Source organism: Arenimonas sp. (genome assembly GCF_041919775.1).
GTDB lineage: Bacteria > Pseudomonadota > Gammaproteobacteria > Xanthomonadales > Xanthomonadaceae > Arenimonas.
Genome location: NZ_JAYRTE010000032.1, coordinates 1 through 18,632, shown reverse-complemented (window position 1 = coordinate 18,632; position 18,632 = coordinate 1). Strand labels below are relative to the sequence as shown.

Here is an 18,632-nt window from a genome sequence, read left to right as displayed (position 1 = left end):
AATCTTTTGTCTTTGCCCCCGGCAAAGAACCGATTCGCGGCTGAAGCCGCTCCTACAATGGATGGCAGGATTCCTGCGACAATGCGCCCCCCTGGCGCCGCCGCGCCCGCTTCCCGATGCCTCTCCCGTGACCGACCACCCCTCCCCGCCACTGACCGATGGCGAAGCCCTGATCGGGCGCCTGCGCGCCGCCGCCGAACTGCTCGACACCGTGGCCGCCGACCGCGCCGCGTTCGAAGCCCTGCCGGTGGAAGAGCAAAAGCGCCTGAAGGCGGCGGTGAACCGCTTCCACAACCCCGACCCGATCGACCATCGCAAGCGCCGCCGCGAGGCCCGGCGCGCGGTCGTGAAGGAGCGCAACGCCCACGACGACGCCGTGCTCAACGCCACCGGCATCCGCGAGCTGCGCAGCAAGCCGGTGTTCCAGACGCCGAACTATTTCCCGCCCTCGAAGGCGCCGGTGGACCACATCACCGACGACCCCGCGCGCGAGACGATCGAGCCGCAGCACTGCTACGTGTGCAAGGAAAAGTACACGCGCATCCACCATTTCTACGACCAGATGTGCCCGGCCTGCGCGGACTTCAATTTCCACAAGCGCACCGAAACCGCCGACCTCACCGGGCGCGTGGCGCTGCTCACCGGCGGCCGCGTCAAGATCGGCTACCAGGCCGGCCTGAAGCTGCTGCGCGCCGGCGCTTCGCTGATCGTCACCACGCGCTTCCCGCGTGATTCGGCGGCGCGCTACGCGCAGGAGCCCGACTTCGCCGAGTGGGGGCATCGCCTGGAGGTGTTCGGCCTGGACCTGCGCCACACGCCCAGCGTCGAGGCCTTCTGCCAGACCCTGCTGGCGACGCGCGAGCGGCTGGACTTCATCATCAACAACGCCTGCCAGACTGTGCGTCGCCCGCCGGCGTTCTACGCGCACATGATCGCGGGCGAAACCGCCGCCCACGGCGACATGCCCGAACACGTGCGCAAGCTGCTGGGCAGCTACGAAGGCCTGCGCGGTTACGACATCGTGCCCGACGGCAATGCCCTGGTGCACGACGCCGAGGCGCCGGGCCTGACCCGCGCCGCCGAGCTGTCGCAAGTGCCGCTGCTGGCCGAGGAGCTGCTGGGCCAGCAGCACCTGTTCCCGGAAGGCCGCCTGGACGCCGACCTGCAGCAGGTGGACCTGCGTGGCCGCAATTCCTGGCGCCTGCAGATGCACGAGGTGCCGTCGGTCGAACTGCTGGAAGTGCAGCTGGTGAACGCGATCGCGCCCTTCCTGATCAATGCGCGCCTGAAGCCGCTGATGCTGCGCACGCCGGAGCGCGACAAGCACATCGTCAACGTGTCGGCGATGGAAGGGCAGTTCTACCGCAACTTCAAGACGACCCGGCACCCGCACACGAACATGGCCAAGGCGGCGCTGAACATGATGACGCGCACGTCGGCCGCGGATTACCACGGCGACGGCATCCACATGAACGCGGTGGACACCGGCTGGGTGACCGACGAGGATCCGCTGGAGATCGCCGAACGCAAGACGCGCGAGGAGCGCTTCCACCCGCCGCTGGACATCGTCGACGGCGCGGCGCGCATCGTCGACCCGATCATCGACGGCTTCAACACGGGCACCCACGTCTGGGGCCAGTTCCTCAAGGACTACCGCCCCACCGACTGGTAACCGTCGTTTGTAGGAGCGCCTTCAGGCGCGAATCTTTTGCCCTTGGCCTTTGGCCAAGCAGGACGTCGTCTCTGATTTCTTCGCGGGTGGAGGCAGCGTGCACCCTCCCTGACCGACACGCCGTGAACCCATCCATGGGGGCTTCTCGTCGACATCCATGTCTCCGAGAGTCGGCCAGGGAGGATGCACGCTACCTCCTCGACAGATTTTCGAGGCCGACAGGAGAGCAGGCGGCGCCTCCACTCGCGAATGAATCGAGGGCGACGTCCTGCTTGGCCAAAGGCCAAGGGCTTCGGGACTGAAGTCCCTCCCACAAGGACCAAAGATTCGCGCCTGAAGGCGCTCCTACTGGGGGGCGTTGGCGGGGAGCACCAGCCAGCCCTGGCTGTAGAACAGCATGTACAGCCCGATGCGCAGGGCCAGCAGGATGATGAAGGCGTACCAGCCCAGGTGCGAGTGCGGAACGACGCGGCCGATCGTCGCGCGCAGCGGCGCCAGCACCGGCCACAGCGCCCAGGTGAACAACCGGTAGACCGGGTTCTTCATCGGATCACCCGGAATCAGCAGGCGAAGCACGCCGCGGCCGATCAGGGTCCACATCAGCACCGCGATCACGTAGCTCAGCAGGGTATAGGTCGTCAGCATCGTCCGATTCTATGCAAGAAAAAGGCGCCGGTGCGGGCTGCACCGGCGCCCGGGTTGCCGCGGCCTTCGGGGAGGAAGGCCGCGGCGGCCGCCATTACCTGGCGAGCTTCGGGTAACGCAGGTCCTCGACCATGTCCTTGGTTTCCTGCGACGGCTCGGCCGTCATCAGGCTGACCGCCCAGATCGTGATGAAGCCCAGCGGGATGCCGAAGATGCCGGCCGACACGTCCTTGATGCCGAACCACGGCGTCATGCCCAGGAACTTCACGTTGACCAGGTAGAACAGCGTCAGCCCGAAGCCCACCAGCATGCCCGCCACCGCACCGGCCTTGTTCGCCCGTTTCCAGAAGATGCCGAGCACCAGTGCCGGGAAGAACGAGGCCGCGGCTATCGAGAAGGCCCAGGCCACGATCGACAGGATCGTCGCCGGTGCGTTCGAGGCCGCGAAGGCCGCGATCGCCGCCACGCCCAGCAGCAGCACGCGGGCCACCGTGAGGCGCTTCTTCGCAGACGCGTTCGGGTTGACCATCTTGTAGTAGACGTCGTGCGAGAGCGCGTTGGAGATCGTCAGCAGCAGGCCGTCGGCCGTCGAAAGCGCCGCCGCCAGGCCACCGGCAGCCACCAGGCCGGCCACGACATAGGGCAGGCCGGCGATTTCCGGGGTGGCCAGCACGATCGCGTCGGCGTTGAGCATCAGCTCGGCCAGCTGCAGGATGCCGTCGCCGTTGCCGTTGGCCACGCAGCCCTTGATCGTCGCCGCCGCGTTGGTCGCGTCGCACACCGACACCAGGCCCACCTGCGTCCACGAAGCCACCCAGGCCGGGAGCGTGGCGATGGACTGCCCGATCACGTTGGAATAGACCTCGAGCTTCGCGAACGCCGCGTAGGCCGGCGCCGTGAAGTACAGCAGGAAGATGAAGAACAGCGACCAGCCCACCGACTTTCGGGCTTCCTTCACGCTCGGCGTGGTGAAGAAGCGCATCAGGATGTGCGGCAGCGCGGCCGTGCCCACCATCAGGCAGAAGGTGAGCGCCATGAAGTTGACGATGTCGGTCTTCACGAAGGGCGTTGAATGCCCGGCGGTGACGCCCAGCTGCTGCTCGAGCACGCTGATCTGCTGCAGCACCTCGCCGTAGGCCAGCTGCGGCACCGGGTTGCCGGTGACCTTGATCGACAGCCAGACCACGGGCACCAGGTAGGCGATGATCAGCACGATGTACTGCGCCACCTGGGTCCAGGTGACCGCACGCATGCCGCCCAGCAGCGAACACACCAGCACGCCGACCAGGCCCACCCAGACGCCGGTGGCGAGGTCGATGCCGAGGAAGCGGCTGGTGATGATGCCGGCGCCGTAGATCTGGGCGATCACGTAGGTGAAGCTGGCCGTGATCGCACAGATGATGCCGATCGTGCGCGGCAGGTTGCCGCCGTAGCGCGTGCCCAGGAAGTCCGGGATCGTGTACTGGCCGAACTTGCGCAGGTAGGGCGCCAGGAACAGCGCCACCAGCACGTAGCCGCCGGTCCAGCCCATCACGAAGGCCAGGCCGTCATAGCCCTGGGCGTACAGCGTGCCGGCCATGCCGATGAAGCTGGCCGCCGACATCCAGTCCGCACCCGTGGCCATGCCGTTGTACAGCGCGGGCACGCGACGGCCGGCGACGTAGTATTCGTCGGTCTCCGCGGTGCGGCTCATGATGCCGATCATCGCGTAGAGACCGATGGTCGCCGCCATGAACACGTAGCCGATCCAGGCATTGGGCATGCCCATCTGTTCGCCGATCGCGAGCGCGATCACGAACAGCAGGAAGCCGCCCGTGTACATGCCGTAGATCTTGGGAAGCCTGCTTACGAAGTCTCCGGACATGGGTCAGCCCTCCTCGGCCACGCCGAATTCGCGATCCAGCCGGTTCATGTACCAGGCATAGAAGACGATCAGCGCCACGTAGACGATCAAGGCCCCCTGCGCGCCCATGTAGAAGGCGAACGGGAACCCCACGAAGGTGAACTGATTCAGCGGGACCGCGAAAAAGATCACCACGTAGGTAACGACGAACCAGATCGACAGCAGGATTGCCGTGACCCGGAGGGTGCGGCGCCAGTACTCCTTGCGCCGCTCTTCGGTAACGGGGGTGTTCATGGTATTTGCCTCCCGGCGCAGGGTCAGAAGCTGTACTTGACGTGCATGTGCAGGCGGCGGATGTCGCCGTCGGCACCGCTCTCGAGTTCACGGTTGCCCCATATCAGCTCGGCGCCGATGTCGATCTTGGGCAGCGGCGAGTAGATGAGGTTGGCGTGGAAGGATCGCGCTGATTCGGTCAGCGCCAGGCCCGTCAGCAGCGGGTCGTTGTCGAACTGCGCCATCGAATAGAACACGTTGCCGCGCAGCTTCGGGCTGAAGGCGTGGCGCCAGGCGACGAAACCACCGTAACCGTCCAGGGCCTCGAGCGAACCGTCGGCTGCCGTCATCGCGTCCGGACCCAGGCCGAAGGCCAGGTAACGGCCCAGGCCGCTGCCGCCGCTGATCATGTAGCGGATATCGTCGTTGGCGCCGACGTTCCACTTGCCCGAGACGCTGAGCGCGAAGGCGCTTTCGCTTTCGCTGCTGGTCGCGGTTTCATACTTCAGCTGCCGCGCCAGGCCGGCCACGGTGAAGTGGCCCCAGCTGCCCTTGTGCAAGTAGCGCAGGGTCACGTCCGGCACGGAATTGTCGTCACTCGCGCCGCGGGCGCCGGTCAGGTGCGCGGCGTAGGTGGTTTCCGGGTTCTCGAGCGAGAACGACCACGGGCCGCTGGTGTAGCGCAGCTGGGCCTGGCGCACGAAGATCGTGCCTTCGGTCGGGCCGACGAAGTCCACGGCGTCGGGCAGGGCGCCCGCATCCTGGAAGTTCGACCAGGTCTGGCCGGCCAGCCACTTGTCCCAGCTGACGTACGCGTGGCGGATGGTCACGCCGTAGGTGTTGGTGGCGACCTCGTTGCCGAGCGCGCCGCCGAACAGGTCCATTTCCAGGTAGGCCTTGAGCTTGTGGCCGTCCAGGTCGGTGTCGGCGCCGAACCACAGGCGCGAGAACTGGATGTGCGAATCGAGATCCGCACCGTCTTCGTCCACGCCGCCCACGGGAATCGTGCTCGGCACGTAGAACAGGCGGCCGGTGGAGCTGTCCGGGATCTCGCCGTCGCTGGTGTCGGTGTACATCGAGTCGAACTTGATGAAGCCGCCGAAGCTGAAGCGCGTGCCCGGGTTGGCGCCGGGCATGATCGTGCCGGCCTGGATCGGCTGGGCCGGCGGTGCCGGTTTCGCGGCGTCCGCGGCCTTCTGTTCGTCGAGTTCGGCCTTCAGTGCCTGCACCATCTGTTCGAGCTGGGCGATGCGGGCTTCAAGGTCCTGCGCGCCGGCGTCCTGCGCCAGCGCCTGGCCCGGCACGGCGATCGCCAGCAAGACGGCGAGCGCCAGCGCGGAGCGCGCGTAACGTGTGTGTCGGTTCATCTTTCCCCTCCCGGAAATCCGAACGTTTGGCCCCAACGGCCGGCCGAGTCTGTGGCGGCGCGCGGGGCCGGGCCATTCGCCATTGGTCTAAATCCGGGCCGGTTTAGACCAAGGTCTAATTGGGCCACCGCAGGGCTGGCCCAGAATGGCCGGCAGGCGAGTAATCTTGTTGAAGAACCATCGTGGCCGCGCGCCGCAGGAGCCCCCATGTCCGAGCGAACCGTTCCCGTCCCCCCGGCCTTCGAGGCCGCCGCCGCGCTGCGCCGCGACGACTACGAGCGCGAGTACGCGCAGGCGCTGCGCGACCCCGAGGCCTACTGGTCACGGCAGGGCCTGCGCCTGGACTGGTCCACGGCCTACACGCGCGCCAAGGACACCAGCTTCGACGTGCGCAACTTCCACGTCCGCTGGTACGCCGACGGGGAGCTCAACGTCGCGGCCAACTGCCTCGACCGCCACCTGGCCGAACGCGGCGACAAGGTCGCCATCGTCTGGGAACCCGACGACCCCAAGGCCGAGCCGCGCCGAATCACCTACCGCGAGCTGCACGCCGACGTCTGCCGCCTCGCGAACGCGCTCGAATCCCTGGGCGTGGTGAAGGGTGACCGCATCACCATCTACCTGCCGATGATTCCCGAAGCCGCGGTGGCGATGCTGGCCTGCGCACGCATCGGCGCGATCCATTCGGTCGTGTTCGGCGGTTTTTCGGCCGACTCGATCGCCAACCGCATCGCCGACTGTTCGAGCAAGCTGGTGATCACCGCCGACGAAGGCCTGCGCGGCGGCAAGTCGATCCCGCTCAAGGCGAACGTGGACGAGGCGCTGGGCAAGCCCGGCACCAACAGCGTCGAAACCGTGCTGGTGGTGCGGCACACCGGCGGCGGCGTGCCGATGCAGATGCCGCGCGACCGCTGGTACGACGCCGTGGTCGACGCCCAGCCGGCCACGCACGATGCGAAGCCGATGAACGCCGAGGACCCGCTGTTCATCCTTTACACCTCGGGCAGCACCGGCAAGCCCAAGGGCGTGCTGCACACCAGCGGTGGTTACCTGGTGTGGGCCAGCTACACGCACGAATGCGTGTTCGACCTGAAGGAGGACGATGTCTTCTGGTGCACGGCCGACGTCGGCTGGGTCACCGGCCACAGCTACGTGGTCTACGGGCCGCTGGCCAACGGCGCGACCACGGTGATGTTCGAAGGTGTGCCGACCTATCCCGACCCGGGCCGGTTCTGGGAGGTCTGTGACCGCCACCAGGTGACGATCTTCTACACCGCGCCCACGGCCATCCGCGCCCTGATGCGCGAGGGCGACGGCCCGGTGAAGAAATACTCGCGCCAGTCCATCCGCCTGCTGGGCACGGTCGGCGAGCCGATCAATCCCGAGGCCTGGGAGTGGTACAACCGCGTGGTCGGCGAAGAGCGCTGCCCGATCGTCGACACCTGGTGGCAGACCGAAACCGGCGGCATCCTGATTTCGCCGCTGCCCGGCGCGATCCCCGCCAAACCTGGCTCGGCGACGCTGCCCTTCTTCGGCGTACAGCCGGCGCTGGTGGACGCCGAGGGCCACGAACTGCACGGCGCCACGGAAGGCAACCTGGTGCTCAAGGATTCCTGGCCGGGCCAGATGCGCACGGTGTATGGCGACCACCAGCGTTTCATCGACACCTATTTCAGGACCTACCCGGGCATGTACTTCACCGGTGACGGCTGCCGCCGCGATGCCGACGGTTATTACTGGATCACCGGCCGCGTCGACGACGTCATCAACGTCTCCGGCCACCGCATGGGCACGGCGGAAGTCGAAAGCGCGCTGGTCAGCCACCCGGCCGTGGCCGAGGCCGCGGTCGTGGGTGCGCCGCACGACATCAAGGGGCAGGGAATCTACGCCTACGTGACGCTTCGCGGCGACGTCGAACCCACCGATGCGCTGCGCAAGGAGCTGGTGCAGCACGTTCGCCACGAGATCGGCCCGATCGCCGCGCCCGACTGGCTGCAGTGGGCGCCCGGCCTGCCCAAGACCCGCAGCGGCAAGATCATGCGCCGAATCCTGCGCAAGATCGCCGAGGCCGGCCCCGAAGGCGTTGATCGCGGCACGCTTGGCGACACGTCCACGCTGGCCGACCCGGCGGTGGTCGAATCGCTGGTCAACGAGCGCCAGGTCCGCTGAGAGTGAACGGCGCCGCGCCCACCATCCTGGTCGCGGACGACCACCCGCTGTTCCGCGAGGCCCTGAAGGGCGCGGTGTCGCGGCTGTTGCCGGGTGCGCACCTGGTGGAATCCGACAGCGCCGACGGCCTGTTCGCCAGTGCCGAGGCCCATCCGGACGCCGACCTGGTGCTGCTGGACCTGAACATGCCCGGCGCGCACGGTTTCAGCGCGCTTGTCCACCTGCGCGCGGTGCAGCCGCAGCTGCCGGTCATCGTCGTGTCGGCACGCGAGGAAGCGCGCGTCGTCCGGCGCGCGCTCGACCACGGCGCCGCCGGCTTCATTCCCAAGTCGTCCGACCCGGGCACGATCCGCGACGCGATCGCCACCGTGCTCGACGGAGGTCACTGGGCGCCGCCGCAGGCCGAACACAGCGAAGGCCTGGCGCCGGAGGAAGCCCAGGTCGCCGCGCGCCTGCAGGAGCTGACGCCGCAGCAGTTCCGCGTGCTCGGCATGCTCGGCAGCGGCCTGCTCAACAAGCAGATCGCGCACGCCCTCGGCGTTTCCGAAGCGACGGTGAAGGCGCACATGACCGCGATCCTGCGCAAGCTCGGCGCCAGCAACCGGACCCAGGCCGTGCTGATGGCCGGCCGCCTGGCGGTGGATCCCCAGCCGGCGGACGCCGAACTCGACCAGGGTCCCTGACGATCCGCGTGCGTCCGGCTATTTGCCGCCCGTCATCGCCTCGAACACACCGTCGCGACGCACCCAGGCGTGGTGCAGCGCCGCCGCCACGTGCACCAGCACAAGGCCGAACAGCGCGTAACCGAGCAGGCCGTGGGCGCCGCGCAGCCAGGTATAGAGCGCCGGGTCCTGCGGCGCCAGCGGTGGCAGGACCCAGCCGCCCGGCAGCGTGACCAGCGTGCCGCCGGCCGAGGACATCGCCCAGCCCAGCAGCGGCATCGCGAACAGCAGCAGATAGAACACGACGTGCGCCGCCCGCGCAGCCGCGGCCTGCGGGGCCGACAGGCTGTCGGGAAGCGGCGGCGGCGGATTCCGGCGGCGGTGCCAGAGCCGGATCACCGCCAGCACCAGCACCAGCAGGCCCAGCGGCCGGTGCAGGTCGATCAGCCAGGGCCGCAGCTCCAGCGAGGCCACCATGCCAACGCCGATGAACAACATCGCCAGCACCATCACGGCCATCGACCAGTGCAGCCAGCGCGCGGTGCGGTCGTAGTGCTTGCGGTCCTGCATCACTGTGCTCCTTCCGTCGCCGCGGGTTCGTCGCCGGCGGCGAATTCGCGCTGGCGCCGGTTGAACGACACGGCGTAGGCCGCCGCGCGCGCCGCCAGCACCGGGTCGCCCGAAGGCGCGATGCCTTCGGGAAGCATGGTGGGGTCGAAGTTGATGTCGCGGCAGGCGCCGGTGGCCTGGTCGGAGGCGCTTTCAAGCACGAACGTGCCCGCGGTGACCCGTCGGCGATCGTCCGGCCAGGGCTGGGAGGGGTCTTCGATCGGGTCGCCGGCGTCGGCGATCGTCAGTTCCAGCGTCCAGCGCAGCGGACCACGCGCCAGCCGCACCTGCAGTTCATCGGTCAGCAGGCTGGGCGCGCCGGTTTGCCGCTGTTCCGGGTCCAGCGGCTCGAACGCCGCTTCGGGCACGAAGGACCAGCGCACGTAGTTCTCCCCGCCGTCGGCGTTGGTGAACAGGAAGGCGTGCACGCCGTTGTAGCGGGTGTTGGCGAAGCTGTTCGACCACGGCGCCGAACCAGCCCAGGCCATGAAGTTCGCCGCCTCCGGATGGCGTTCGAGGAAGGCCTGCTGCTTGCGTGGATCGGGTTTGCCGGTGGCCGGATCCGGGCGCGAAGCCAGGATCTGCTCGGCGAAAGCCTGCGGCGTCGAAACCGCGAAGAACGGGAAACTGTTCATCGCCAGGCGCCAGCGCTGGCCGTCGTCGGTGTCGAACTGCAGGGCGAGGCTGCGCACGCGCGCGGCGCCTTCGAGGCCGTAGGGATCGCCGCCGCCGATCGACAGGCGGCCCAGCGCCGGCGTCACCGGCTGGGTGAAAACCCGGGCCTTGGACAGCGCCGCGGCCTCGGCCGTGGGCTCGAAGTAGCCAGCCACGCAGACACCGCGCGCATGCGCACGCCGGAAGCCGGCGAAGGGCTTGCCGTTTTCGATGCTGTCCACCAGCCGCGGCGCGGTGACCCGCGAAGGGGTCAGCCAGCCCGCCGTCCACGCGAACGCCGCGGCGAGCGAGGCCACGACCGCGGCGATGCCGGCGTAGGCCATCCGCGACGATCTGCGCGGCGGGACGGGAGGATGGGGTTCGTTCATGGCGCTACCCGGCAGACTGATTTCCCATTGACGCATGCCGACCGTCTCGGGCGGGTGAGGGCGCCACGGGGCGGTCAAACCTGAACGCCCGCCCGTGAGTCAGTCCTTGGTCATCCCCGGGTGATCGGGGGGTCGCACCATGGGGCCAGCGTCATCCGGAGCAGCCGCCATGTCCGACATCCCCCTCAGCGGTGAAGTGTCCAACAGCAAACTCGCCGCGGTCTTCGACAATGAATCCATCGCGCGGGCCGCGGCCAAGGCGGTCGCGGACGAAGTCCGACTCGAAGCCGCGCAGGTCAAGGTGATCACGGCGGAGGATCCGGATACGGGCATCCGCCTCGAGCCGGAGGGCCGGGGCATCTGGCGCACGATCCTGCTGGCCCATGCCTGGCTGGGCATTGCCGGCGTGGTCGTGGGCCTGGTCGCCTTCGCAACGACGATGTGGCTGGATGTGCCCGCCATCTCGGCTTCGCCCTGGATCTCCTTCCTCATCTTCGCGGCCTTCGGCGGCATTGCCGGCCTGATGCTCGGCGGCCTGGTGGCGCTGCGGCCGGACCACGACCGCTATGTGCTCGCCGCCCGCGACGCCGCGGCGACACATCGCACGACCGTCGTGGTGCACGCCCTGTCCGCCGACCAGGCCGACCACGCGGCACGCGTGCTTTCCGGCCTGGGCGCGGACGTCACCCGGACGCTCTGATCCGCCGACGCCATGGTGGGGGCCTCGTCGGGCTGGGTACACTCCCGGCCCATGACCCCCTTGCTCCTGTCCACGCTCGACCTGGTCGGCACCTTCGCCTTCGCGATCAGCGGTGCGACGCTGGGCGTGCGCAAGCGGCTGGACCTGTTCGGCGTGCTGACCCTGGCCTTCGCGGCCGCCACGGCCGGCGGCGTGGTCCGCGACCTGGTCATCGGCGCGCATCCGCCCGCGGCGTTTGGCGACTGGCGCTACCTGGCCACGGCGATGGCGGCGGGGCTGGTCACGTTCTTCGGCTACGAACAGGTCGAGCGCGTGCGCAACCCGGTGCAGATGTTCGACGCGGTCGGTCTGGCGCTGTTCGCGGTCAGTGGCACCAGCAAGGCCCTGGCCTTCGGCATCCACCCGGTGGGCGCGGTGCTGCTGGGCATGCTGTCGGGCATCGGCGGCGGCATGCTGCGCGACGTGCTGGTCACGGAAATCCCGGCCGTGCTGCAGCGCGAACTGTATGCGGTTGCCGCCTTGCTGGGCGCGACATTGCTCGCGGTCGGCTCCGCGCTGCAGCTGCCGCCGGCCCCGACGGCGCTGGTCGCCGCCTTCGCCTGTTTCCTGCTGCGTTACCTGGCAATCCGGCGCGGCTGGAACCTGCCCATCGCGAACTGGAAAAACGAGGAGTGAGCATGTTGTACAGAAAAGAAACCAGCAAGTCGGTTGACCAGGTGTTCGCCGACATCGAGAAGGCGTCGAAGGAACACGGTTTCGGCGTGCTGCACCACTACGACTTCAGGAAGACCCTCGAAGGCAAGGGTTTCGCGCTGGCGAACGAATGCCGCGTGATGGAAATCTGCAACCCCGGCCAGGCCAGCGAAGTGCTGTCGGTGGACATGGCGCTGAACATGGCGCTGCCCTGCCGGATTTCGATCTACCAGGACGGCGGCAAGACCATCGTCGGCATGATCCCGCCGACCGCAATCCTCAAGCTGGTGTCCGACGATCCCCGCATCGGGCCGGCTGCCCGCGAGGTGGAAGCGGCGATGGAGAAGATCATCGAAGCGGCGGTTTGAGGCATCGGGTCGAAAGTCCGGCCCTCCAACCCTCAGGCAACCCCACCCACCCGTCGCTGCTGCGCCGCGAGGAAGGCCCGCAGGCTCGCCGGCTTCACCGGCTTGGTCAGCACCGGGATGCCGAGGTCGCGCGCCGCGCGCTTGACGGTGTCGCTGCCGTCGGCGGTCACCAGCACGGCGGGCGTGTGCGGGCCGCAGACTTCGCGCAGGGCGACCAGTGCGCCGAGGCCGTCGAGTTCGTCGTGCAGGTGGTAGTCGGCGACCAGCACGTCCGGCCTTGAGTCGCGGGCCAGGGCGAGGGCGCCAGCCACGGTTTCGGCCACGCGCACGTCCACGCCCCAGCGCCCCAGCAGCGCCTCCATGCCGTCGAGGATCTCGCGGTCGTTGTCCAGGCACAGCACCTTGAGGCCGCCCAGGTCGCCAGCAGGCGCAGCGACACGTGGCGGCTTCGCGGGCGCGGCGGTCTCGGCCAGCGGTACGCGGATGCCGAACACGCTGCCACGACCCGGCCACGAGCGCACCGAGATCGGGTGGTCGAGCATGCGCGATACGCGCTGGCAGATGCTCAGGCCCAGGCCCAGTCCACGTTCGCCCCAGGGCGAGGGCTGGTCGAAGCGGCGGAACTCTTCGAAGATCTGCGCCAGGTGGTGCGGCGGGATGCCGGGGCCGCTGTCCCAGACTTCGATCTCGACCGCGCCCTGGCGACGGCGTGCACCGATGATCACGCGGCCGTCCTTGGTGTAACGCAGCGCGTTGGCCACGAAGTTCTGAAGCGCGCGCCGCAGCAGCCGGCGGTCGCTGCGCACCGACAGCGGGCCGGCGTAAACGCGGAAACCCAGGCCGCGCGAGGCCGCCAGCGGCGCGTACTGGCCCGCCACGCTGGCCAGCAGTTCGTCGAGGCGGAAGACCGAAAGCTCGGGCTTCAGTGAACCGGCGTCCAGGCGCGAGATGTCGAGCAGGCCGTCCAGCAGCTCTTCGGCGTCGCGCAGCGACACGTCCACGCGTTCGGCCAGGCGCCGCTGCTCGCCGGCTTCGTCGGTGTCGCGCAGCGCCGAGGTGAACAGCCGCGCGGCATTGATCGGCTGCAGCACGTCGTGCGAAATCGCCGCCAGGAAGCGGGTCTTGGACAGGTTGGCGGCCTCGGCTTCGCGGGTGCGGTCGGCGACGCGCTGTTCCAGGGTTTCATTGGACTCGCGCAGCGCCTGCTCGACGCGCTTGTAGTCGGTGATGTCGCTGTAGGTCGTCACGTAGCCACCGCCGGGCAGCGGCTGGCCGCGCATCTCGACCACCTGGCCGTTCGCGCGCACGCGTTCGAAGGCATAGGGCGTGCCTTCGCGCAGGTGGCCGACGCGCTTGCGCACCTGTTCCTCGACGTCGCCCGGGCCCATTTCGCCGCGTTCGGCGTTGTAGCGGATCAGGTCCACCACCGGCCGGCCGACGTACAACATGCCGTCGGGGTAGCCGAACAGTTCCTGGTAGCGCCCGTTCCAGGCCACCAGCCGCAGGTCCCGGTCGACCACGCTGACCGCCTGCGACAGGTTCTCCAGCGTCGCCGACAGGATCTCGCGATTGAAGCGCAGCTCGTGGCTGGCCTCGTCGAGCAGGCTCATCACTTCGCCCAGCTCCATGCCCGAGCCCCGCAGCGCGGTGGTCAGCGTGAGGCGCGCCGAGGCCGCGCCGATGGCGCCGGCCAGCAGGCGTTCGGTGAACTGGATCAGCGGCCGGTCGGCCGGCGCCGAGGGACTGATGTCGCGGCCCTGCGCGGCGGCGTGTTCGGCGAAGGCGCGGCGGGCGGCGCGTTCGCCGACGATGCGCGTGGCCAGGGCCAGCAGGTCGCCGGCGCTGAGCGTGGCCGACCAGCTGCCCGGCGACGCCAGCGGGCGAGCGGCGTATGGGTCCAGGAAGGGCGTGGCGCGGATGCGTTCTTCCAGGCTGGGTCGATAGCGCGCCGACACCAGCAGCAGCGCCAGCACGTTCACCAGCAGCGACCAGAAGGTGCCGTGGGTGATCGGGTCCCAGCCGCGCAGGCCGAACAGGCTTTCGGGCTGCAGCCAGGCGATGCCCAGCGGGCCGAGGTGGAGCCACGCGGTGTCGAACCAGCCGGCGCGCGTCAGCGTCGGCAGCAGCAGGGTGTAGCCCCACAGCAGGAAACCCGCGACCAGCCCCGCCATCACCCCGCGCCGGCTGGCGCCGCGCCAGTACAGGCCACCGATCAGCGCGGGCGCGAACTGGCCCACAGCGGCGAAGGCCAGCAGGCCGAAGGCCGCCAGCGAACCCGATTCGCCGGCGCCTCGGTAATACGCGTAGGCCAGCAGCGCGATCGCGACGATCGCGATGCGCCGCACCCACAGCACGCGCCGGCCCAGGTGCTGGCGCTGGCCGGGATCGGTGAGGCTGCCGCGCCAGAGCAGTGGCATCACCAGGTCGTTGCTGACCATCGTTGCCAGCGCCACCGAAGAGACGATGACCATGCCGGTGGCGGCGGAAAAACCGCCCACGTACGCGGCCAGCGCCAGCGCCGTGTTGTCGAAGGCCATCGGCAGCGCCAGCACGTAGGTGTCCGGCGCCACGCCGGCGCCCGCGAACAGCGCCTGGCCGGCCGAGGTGATCGGCAGCACGAAGATGCAGATCACGCCGAGGTAGGCGCTGAACAGCCAGCGCGCCCGGCGCACGTCGGCGACTTCACCGCATTCGACCACGGCCACGTGGAACTGCCGCGGCAGGCAGACGATAGCCACGAAGGCCAGCAGCGTCTGCGCCATGAAACCCTGCGGGATGCCCGGTGCGACGAAATCACGCGTGGCCGACTGGAAGCGCGACAGCATGTCGTCGCTGCCCGGCAAGTGGTCGAGAGCGAACACGCCGACGGCGGCGAAGGCCACCAGCTTCACCAGCGATTCCAGCGCCACGGCCAGGATCATGCCGTGGTGGTGCTCGGTGGCGTCGATCTCGCGGGTGCCGAACAGGATGGCGAACAGCGCCAGCAGCAGCGCCGAATAAAAGGCCGGGTCGGCCAGCACGCCGCCGTCGCCGCTGTCGGCGCCCGACAGCACTTCCATGCTCATCGCCACGGCCTTGAACTGCAGCGCGATGTAGGGGATGGCGGCGATAACCGCGATCAGCGTCACCGTGGCGGCGATGTTCTGGGCGCGACCGTAACGCGCGGCCAGGAAGTCGGCGATGGACACGGTGCTCTGTTCGCGCGCCACCAGCACCATGCGTTCCAGGATGCGCCAGCCGAACAGGAACAGCAGGATCGGACCCAGGTAGATCGGCAGGAAGCCCAGGCCGGTGGTGGCCGCCGTGCCGACCGCGCCGTAGAAGGTCCACGACGAGCAATAAACCGCCAGCGCCAGCGAGTAGATGATCGGCCGCAGCCAATTGCGGCGCGGGTACAGCGGCTTGCGGTCGCCCAGCCAGGCCACGCCGAACAGCAGCCCGACATAGCCGACCGACACCAGCAGCAGGATCCAGCCTGCAATCACGGCCCCTCCCCAAGGGAACCTGCGGACCGGCCGAGTGTAGCGCCGGCCGCCCGCCACGGGCTTCGACCAAAGTCGTAGGCATGGCACCGCTGACGCCGCGCCCGCGCCGTGTCAGGCTGGCGCCCATGGCCACGCCCGTGCCCGGACTGGACCTCGATTCCCCGCCCTTCGACCTGCTCGACGCCGGCCAGAAGCAGCGGCTGTCGGCCGCGGTCGACCTGGCCTACCACGCCGCCGGCAGCCGAATCATCGAAGCCGGCGAGCCTTCCGCGCACGTGCAGGTGATCCTGAAAGGGCAGGTGCAGGCGTTCGACGGCCGCGGCGCCGACAGCGCGCGCTTCGCCGACTACGGGCCCGGCGACCTGTTCGGCGCCTTCGCGGTGATCGCCGGGCGCGCGCGGCATCGTTACGAGGCGGTGCAGGACACGGTCTGCTTCCTGGTGCCCGCCGACACCTTCCAGGCGCTGCTGGCCGACAACCCGCGTTTCGCCGCCTACTTCCACGAAGCGCTGTCGGTGAAACGAAAGCTGCTGGCCGAACAGCAGCAGCCCAGCGAACTGGGCCGGCTGATGCTGACCCGCATCGCCGACGCGCAGCTGGCGCCGGTGTTTGCCGTGCCGCCGGACATCGGCATCGCCGACGCGGCCGCCGCGCTGCGCGAACATCGCATCGACTGCCTGCTGGTCGATCCGGCGCCGGGCGAGAGCGGGCAGGGCATCGTCACCCGCACCGACCTGCTGGATGCGCTGGCGGTGCGCGGTCTGGATCGCGATTCCCCGGTCGGCCCACTCGCAAGCCGGCCGCTGCTGTCCGTGCGCGCCGACGAAGTGCTGTTCCAGGCCCTGGTGACGATGACCGAACACCACGTCGAACGCGTGATCGTGCGCGACGCCGACGAAAAGGCCGTCGGAAGCCTGGGTCTGGCCGAGGTACTGGCGCACTACGCATCCAGTTCGCACTTGATCAGCCTGCGCCTCGCCCGCGCCGCCAGCGTGGAGGAAATTGCCGACGCCGCCCGCGGCATGACCGACCTGGTGCGCCAGCTGCACGCCCAGGGCGCGAAGATGAGCTACCTGATGGAGATGGTCAGCGCGCTCAACAGCCGCATCCTGGCGCGGGTGTTCGCGCTGTGCGTGCCGGAAGAACACCACGACAAACTGTGCCTGCTGGTGCTGGGCAGCGAAGGCCGCCGCGAACAGATCCTCAAGACCGACCAGGACAATGCCCTGGTGCTGGCCGACGGCTTCGACTGGCCGGGCCTGGCCGACGCCATGAAAGCGTTTTCAGCCGCGCTCGAACACATCGGCTACCCGCCCTGCCCGGGCAAGGTGATGGTGGACAACCCGCACTGGCGGCTCAGCCAGTCCGCGTGGCGCGAACGCATCGGCGAATGGGCGCGCGTCGCCGACGGCCGGAGCGCGCTGGACCTGGCGATCACGCTCGACGCGCGGCCGGTCGCCGGCAACCCCGCGCTTTTCGACTCGCTGCGACCCGCGATGCAGGCACTGGGCCAGGACGCCATCGGCCTGAAATACCTGGCCGAAGCGACGCTGAGCAAAGGTAATCCGCTCACCTGGCTGGGCAATGTGCGCGAAACCGAAGGCCGCGCCGACCTCAAGCGCGGCGGCGTCTTCCCGCTGGTGCACGGCCTGCGCGTGCTGGCCCTGCGCCACGGCATCGCCCACCGCAACAGCTTCGATCGCTGCGCGGCGCTGGTGAAGGCCGGCGCGCTGTCGCCGGAGCTGGGCCGCGACGTGCCGCAGGCGCTGGCGGTGCTGATGCGCCTGCGCCTGGGCCAGCAGCTGGCCGACATCGATGCCGGCCGGCCACCGTCGAACGGCGTGGACGTCGGTGCGCTGCGCCGGCTCGACCGCGAGCTGCTGCGCGACGCCCTGCGCGTGGTCAACGCCTTCAAGGAGCACGTCGCCGACGTGTTCCACCTGGGCGGCTAGGCCGTGAACCCGCTGCGCCGCTGGTGGCTGGGCCGTCGCCACGCCGGCGGCGAGTGGGCGCCACTGTTCGTCGCGCCGCCGAAGGACGAATGGGTGTCGCTCGACCTCGAAACCACCGGCCTGGACCCGCGCACCGACGCCATCCTCAGCCTGGCCGCCGTGCCGGTGCGCGATGGCCGGGTGCGGCTGGCGGAACGCTTCGAAACCTTGGTGCATCCCGGCCGCGCCTTCGACATTGAATCGATCCGCCATCACCGCCTCACGCCAGCCGACGTCGCCTACGCGCCGCAGCTGCGCGAGGTCCTGCCGGGTTTTCTGCGCTGGCTGGGCCCACGATGCCTGCTCGGCCACCACCTCGCCTTCGACATGGCCATGCTCGACGGCCCGATGCGTGTGGTGTTGGGTTTCCCGCTGCCCCACCGCCGCGCCGAGCTGGCCCAGGCCTGGCTCGACCACCGGCGCCTGGCCGACCCGCACGCGCACGTGGACCTTTCGCTCGACGCGATTGCCGGCGCGCTGGGCGTGCCGGTGATCGCCCGGCACACCGCGCTCGGCGACGCCAGCACCGTCGCGCTTTGCTGGCTCGCGCTGAAACAGCGCGCGGGCTGAAGCTCAGCCTTCGGCCAGCACCTTGCGCATGCGTTTGATGTCGCGGCGGTACTGGCCGGCCAGTTTGGTCTTCTGCGCCTCGGTCAGCAGCTTGCCCGAGACCTGGAAGAACTTCTTTTCCTCCTCGCGCAGGTGGTGGTGCACCTCACGCGACAGGGCCCGTGCGGTATTCATCCAGCCGCGGTCGGAAGGGCTGCCTTCCTGCAGCTTCTCCACCAGTTCGTCGATCTCGTGGTGTTCGTGCAGGGCGTGGCGGGAGGCGTCGAGGCCGCCGTCGTGCATCAGCATCGGGGCGTAGAGGTAGCGCTCCTCGGAGGCGGCATGCGCGGCCAGTTCGATGCGCAGCTCGGTGAAGATCGCCTGGCGGTCGTCGCCGCGGGCGCTGGTGCGCAGCAGGCGCCGGCAGAGGGACCGCTGGGTTTCGTGGCTTTCGCGCAGGGCGTCGTAGATGGTTTCGGTCATCGGCTTGCTCCCGTCGGGCTTGGGCCAGTCTAGCGCGGGAAAAGCTTCGCGGCTGAAGCCGCTCCTACAGGGGTCGACTG

At 69.2% G+C, this 18,632-nt stretch carries 16 protein-coding genes; 8 read left to right on the top strand and 8 right to left on the bottom strand.

The features are described 5' to 3' along the window. Positions 1-127: 127 nt before the first annotated feature. Positions 128-1,672 carry an SDR family NAD(P)-dependent oxidoreductase gene (locus ACE3TE_RS12515; RefSeq protein ID WP_374605450.1) on the top strand — a complete coding sequence of 515 codons (1,545 nt, stop codon included), beginning with the start codon at positions 128-130 and terminating at the stop codon, positions 1,670-1,672. A 345-nt stretch (positions 1,673-2,017) separates the two neighbouring features. On the opposite strand, the gene ACE3TE_RS12510 is transcribed toward ACE3TE_RS12515, so the two are convergent. The 4 genes from ACE3TE_RS12510 to ACE3TE_RS12495 form a co-directional block, all read right to left on the bottom strand. Further along, positions 2,018-2,317 (bottom strand): hypothetical protein, encoded by a 300-nt coding sequence (locus tag ACE3TE_RS12510; RefSeq protein WP_374605448.1) that lies wholly within the window; start codon positions 2,315-2,317, stop codon positions 2,018-2,020. A 94-nt stretch (positions 2,318-2,411) separates the two neighbouring features. After that, the gene (locus ACE3TE_RS12505; RefSeq protein WP_374605446.1) at positions 2,412-4,181 is read right to left on the bottom strand and encodes a sodium:solute symporter family protein; all 1,770 of its coding nucleotides are present in this window, start codon (positions 4,179-4,181) and stop codon (positions 2,412-2,414) included. A 3-nt stretch (positions 4,182-4,184) separates the two neighbouring features. Continuing rightward, positions 4,185-4,454, bottom strand: coding sequence for a DUF4212 domain-containing protein (locus tag ACE3TE_RS12500; RefSeq protein WP_374605444.1), 270 nt, complete (start codon positions 4,452-4,454; stop codon positions 4,185-4,187). A 23-nt stretch (positions 4,455-4,477) separates the two neighbouring features. After that, positions 4,478-5,800 (bottom strand): DcaP family trimeric outer membrane transporter, encoded by a 1,323-nt coding sequence (locus ACE3TE_RS12495; protein ID WP_374605442.1) that lies wholly within the window; start codon positions 5,798-5,800, stop codon positions 4,478-4,480. 207 nt (positions 5,801-6,007) lie between these two features. Between ACE3TE_RS12495 and acs the strand changes: the two genes are divergently transcribed. Both acs and ACE3TE_RS12485 read left to right on the top strand, forming a co-directional pair. Further along, on the top strand, positions 6,008-7,969 hold the full coding sequence (gene acs, locus ACE3TE_RS12490) for an acetate--CoA ligase (RefSeq protein ID WP_374605440.1): 1,962 nt from the start codon (positions 6,008-6,010) through the stop codon (positions 7,967-7,969). A 2-nt stretch (positions 7,970-7,971) separates the two neighbouring features. Then, positions 7,972-8,652, top strand: a complete 681-nt coding sequence (locus tag ACE3TE_RS12485) for a response regulator transcription factor (protein WP_374605439.1) — start codon at positions 7,972-7,974, stop codon at positions 8,650-8,652. A gap of 18 nt (positions 8,653-8,670) precedes the next feature. Here ACE3TE_RS12485 and ACE3TE_RS12480 read toward each other — a convergent pair whose 3' ends face one another. Then, on the bottom strand, positions 8,671-9,201 hold the full coding sequence (locus ACE3TE_RS12480) for a cytochrome b (RefSeq protein WP_374605437.1): 531 nt from the start codon (positions 9,199-9,201) through the stop codon (positions 8,671-8,673). Next, positions 9,201-10,283 (bottom strand): catalase family peroxidase, encoded by a 1,083-nt coding sequence (locus ACE3TE_RS12475; protein WP_374605435.1) that lies wholly within the window; start codon positions 10,281-10,283, stop codon positions 9,201-9,203. Before ACE3TE_RS12475 ends, ACE3TE_RS12480 begins: the two co-directional genes overlap by 1 nt. Positions 10,284-10,452: 169 nt before the next feature. On the opposite strand from ACE3TE_RS12475, the gene ACE3TE_RS12470 reads away from it, so the two are divergent. The 3 genes from ACE3TE_RS12470 to ACE3TE_RS12460 are packed head-to-tail and all read left to right on the top strand — an operon-like array spanning position 10,453 to position 12,044. Next, complete coding sequence (locus tag ACE3TE_RS12470; protein WP_374605433.1) at positions 10,453-10,983, top strand: hypothetical protein; 531 nt, start codon at positions 10,453-10,455, stop codon at positions 10,981-10,983. Positions 10,984-11,034: 51 nt separating this feature from the next. Further along, a complete protein-coding gene (locus ACE3TE_RS12465) occupies positions 11,035-11,658 on the top strand; it encodes a trimeric intracellular cation channel family protein (RefSeq protein ID WP_374605432.1) in 624 nt (207 codons plus the stop codon). Positions 11,659-11,660: 2 nt separating this feature from the next. Beyond that, complete coding sequence (locus tag ACE3TE_RS12460; protein ID WP_374605431.1) at positions 11,661-12,044, top strand: DUF302 domain-containing protein; 384 nt, start codon at positions 11,661-11,663, stop codon at positions 12,042-12,044. Between the two features lie 32 nt (positions 12,045-12,076). Here the strand turns inward: ACE3TE_RS12460 and ACE3TE_RS12455 are convergent, their stop codons facing one another. After that, entirely contained in the window at positions 12,077-15,529 is a 3,453-nt protein-coding gene (locus tag ACE3TE_RS12455; RefSeq protein ID WP_374605429.1) for a NahK/ErcS family hybrid sensor histidine kinase/response regulator, read from the bottom strand. A gap of 125 nt (positions 15,530-15,654) precedes the next feature. Between ACE3TE_RS12455 and ACE3TE_RS12450 the strand changes: the two genes are divergently transcribed. Both ACE3TE_RS12450 and ACE3TE_RS12445 read left to right on the top strand, forming a co-directional pair. Then, entirely contained in the window at positions 15,655-17,481 is a 1,827-nt protein-coding gene (locus ACE3TE_RS12450) for a DUF294 nucleotidyltransferase-like domain-containing protein (RefSeq protein ID WP_374605427.1), read from the top strand. Between the two features lie 3 nt (positions 17,482-17,484). After that, on the top strand, positions 17,485-18,090 hold the full coding sequence (locus tag ACE3TE_RS12445; RefSeq protein ID WP_374605426.1) for an exonuclease domain-containing protein: 606 nt from the start codon (positions 17,485-17,487) through the stop codon (positions 18,088-18,090). Between the two features lie 3 nt (positions 18,091-18,093). Here the strand turns inward: ACE3TE_RS12445 and ACE3TE_RS12440 are convergent. Further along, a partial coding sequence (locus tag ACE3TE_RS12440; protein WP_374605425.1) for a hemerythrin domain-containing protein occupies positions 18,094-18,632 on the bottom strand: 539 nt, incomplete at its 5' end.

Bases quoted from the DNA above. Each gene is read 5' to 3' on its own strand.
- ACE3TE_RS12475 (WP_374605435.1), bottom strand. From the start codon at position 10,283: ATGAACGAACCCCATCCTCCCGTCCCGCCGCGCAGATCGTCGCGGATG.
- acs (WP_374605440.1), top strand. From the start codon at position 6,008: ATGTCCGAGCGAACCGTTCCCGTCCCCCCGGCCTTCGAGGCCGCCGCC.
- ACE3TE_RS12510 (WP_374605448.1), bottom strand. From the start codon at position 2,317: ATGCTGACGACCTATACCCTGCTGAGCTACGTGATCGCGGTGCTGATG.
- ACE3TE_RS12465 (WP_374605432.1), top strand. From the start codon at position 11,035: ATGACCCCCTTGCTCCTGTCCACGCTCGACCTGGTCGGCACCTTCGCC.
- ACE3TE_RS12500 (WP_374605444.1), bottom strand. From the start codon at position 4,454: ATGAACACCCCCGTTACCGAAGAGCGGCGCAAGGAGTACTGGCGCCGC.
- ACE3TE_RS12460 (WP_374605431.1), top strand. From the start codon at position 11,661: ATGTTGTACAGAAAAGAAACCAGCAAGTCGGTTGACCAGGTGTTCGCC.
- ACE3TE_RS12505 (WP_374605446.1), bottom strand. From the start codon at position 4,181: ATGTCCGGAGACTTCGTAAGCAGGCTTCCCAAGATCTACGGCATGTAC.
- ACE3TE_RS12480 (WP_374605437.1), bottom strand. From the start codon at position 9,201: ATGCAGGACCGCAAGCACTACGACCGCACCGCGCGCTGGCTGCACTGG.
- ACE3TE_RS12495 (WP_374605442.1), bottom strand. From the start codon at position 5,800: ATGAACCGACACACACGTTACGCGCGCTCCGCGCTGGCGCTCGCCGTC.
- ACE3TE_RS12450 (WP_374605427.1), top strand. From the start codon at position 15,655: ATGGCCACGCCCGTGCCCGGACTGGACCTCGATTCCCCGCCCTTCGAC.
- ACE3TE_RS12470 (WP_374605433.1), top strand. From the start codon at position 10,453: ATGTCCGACATCCCCCTCAGCGGTGAAGTGTCCAACAGCAAACTCGCC.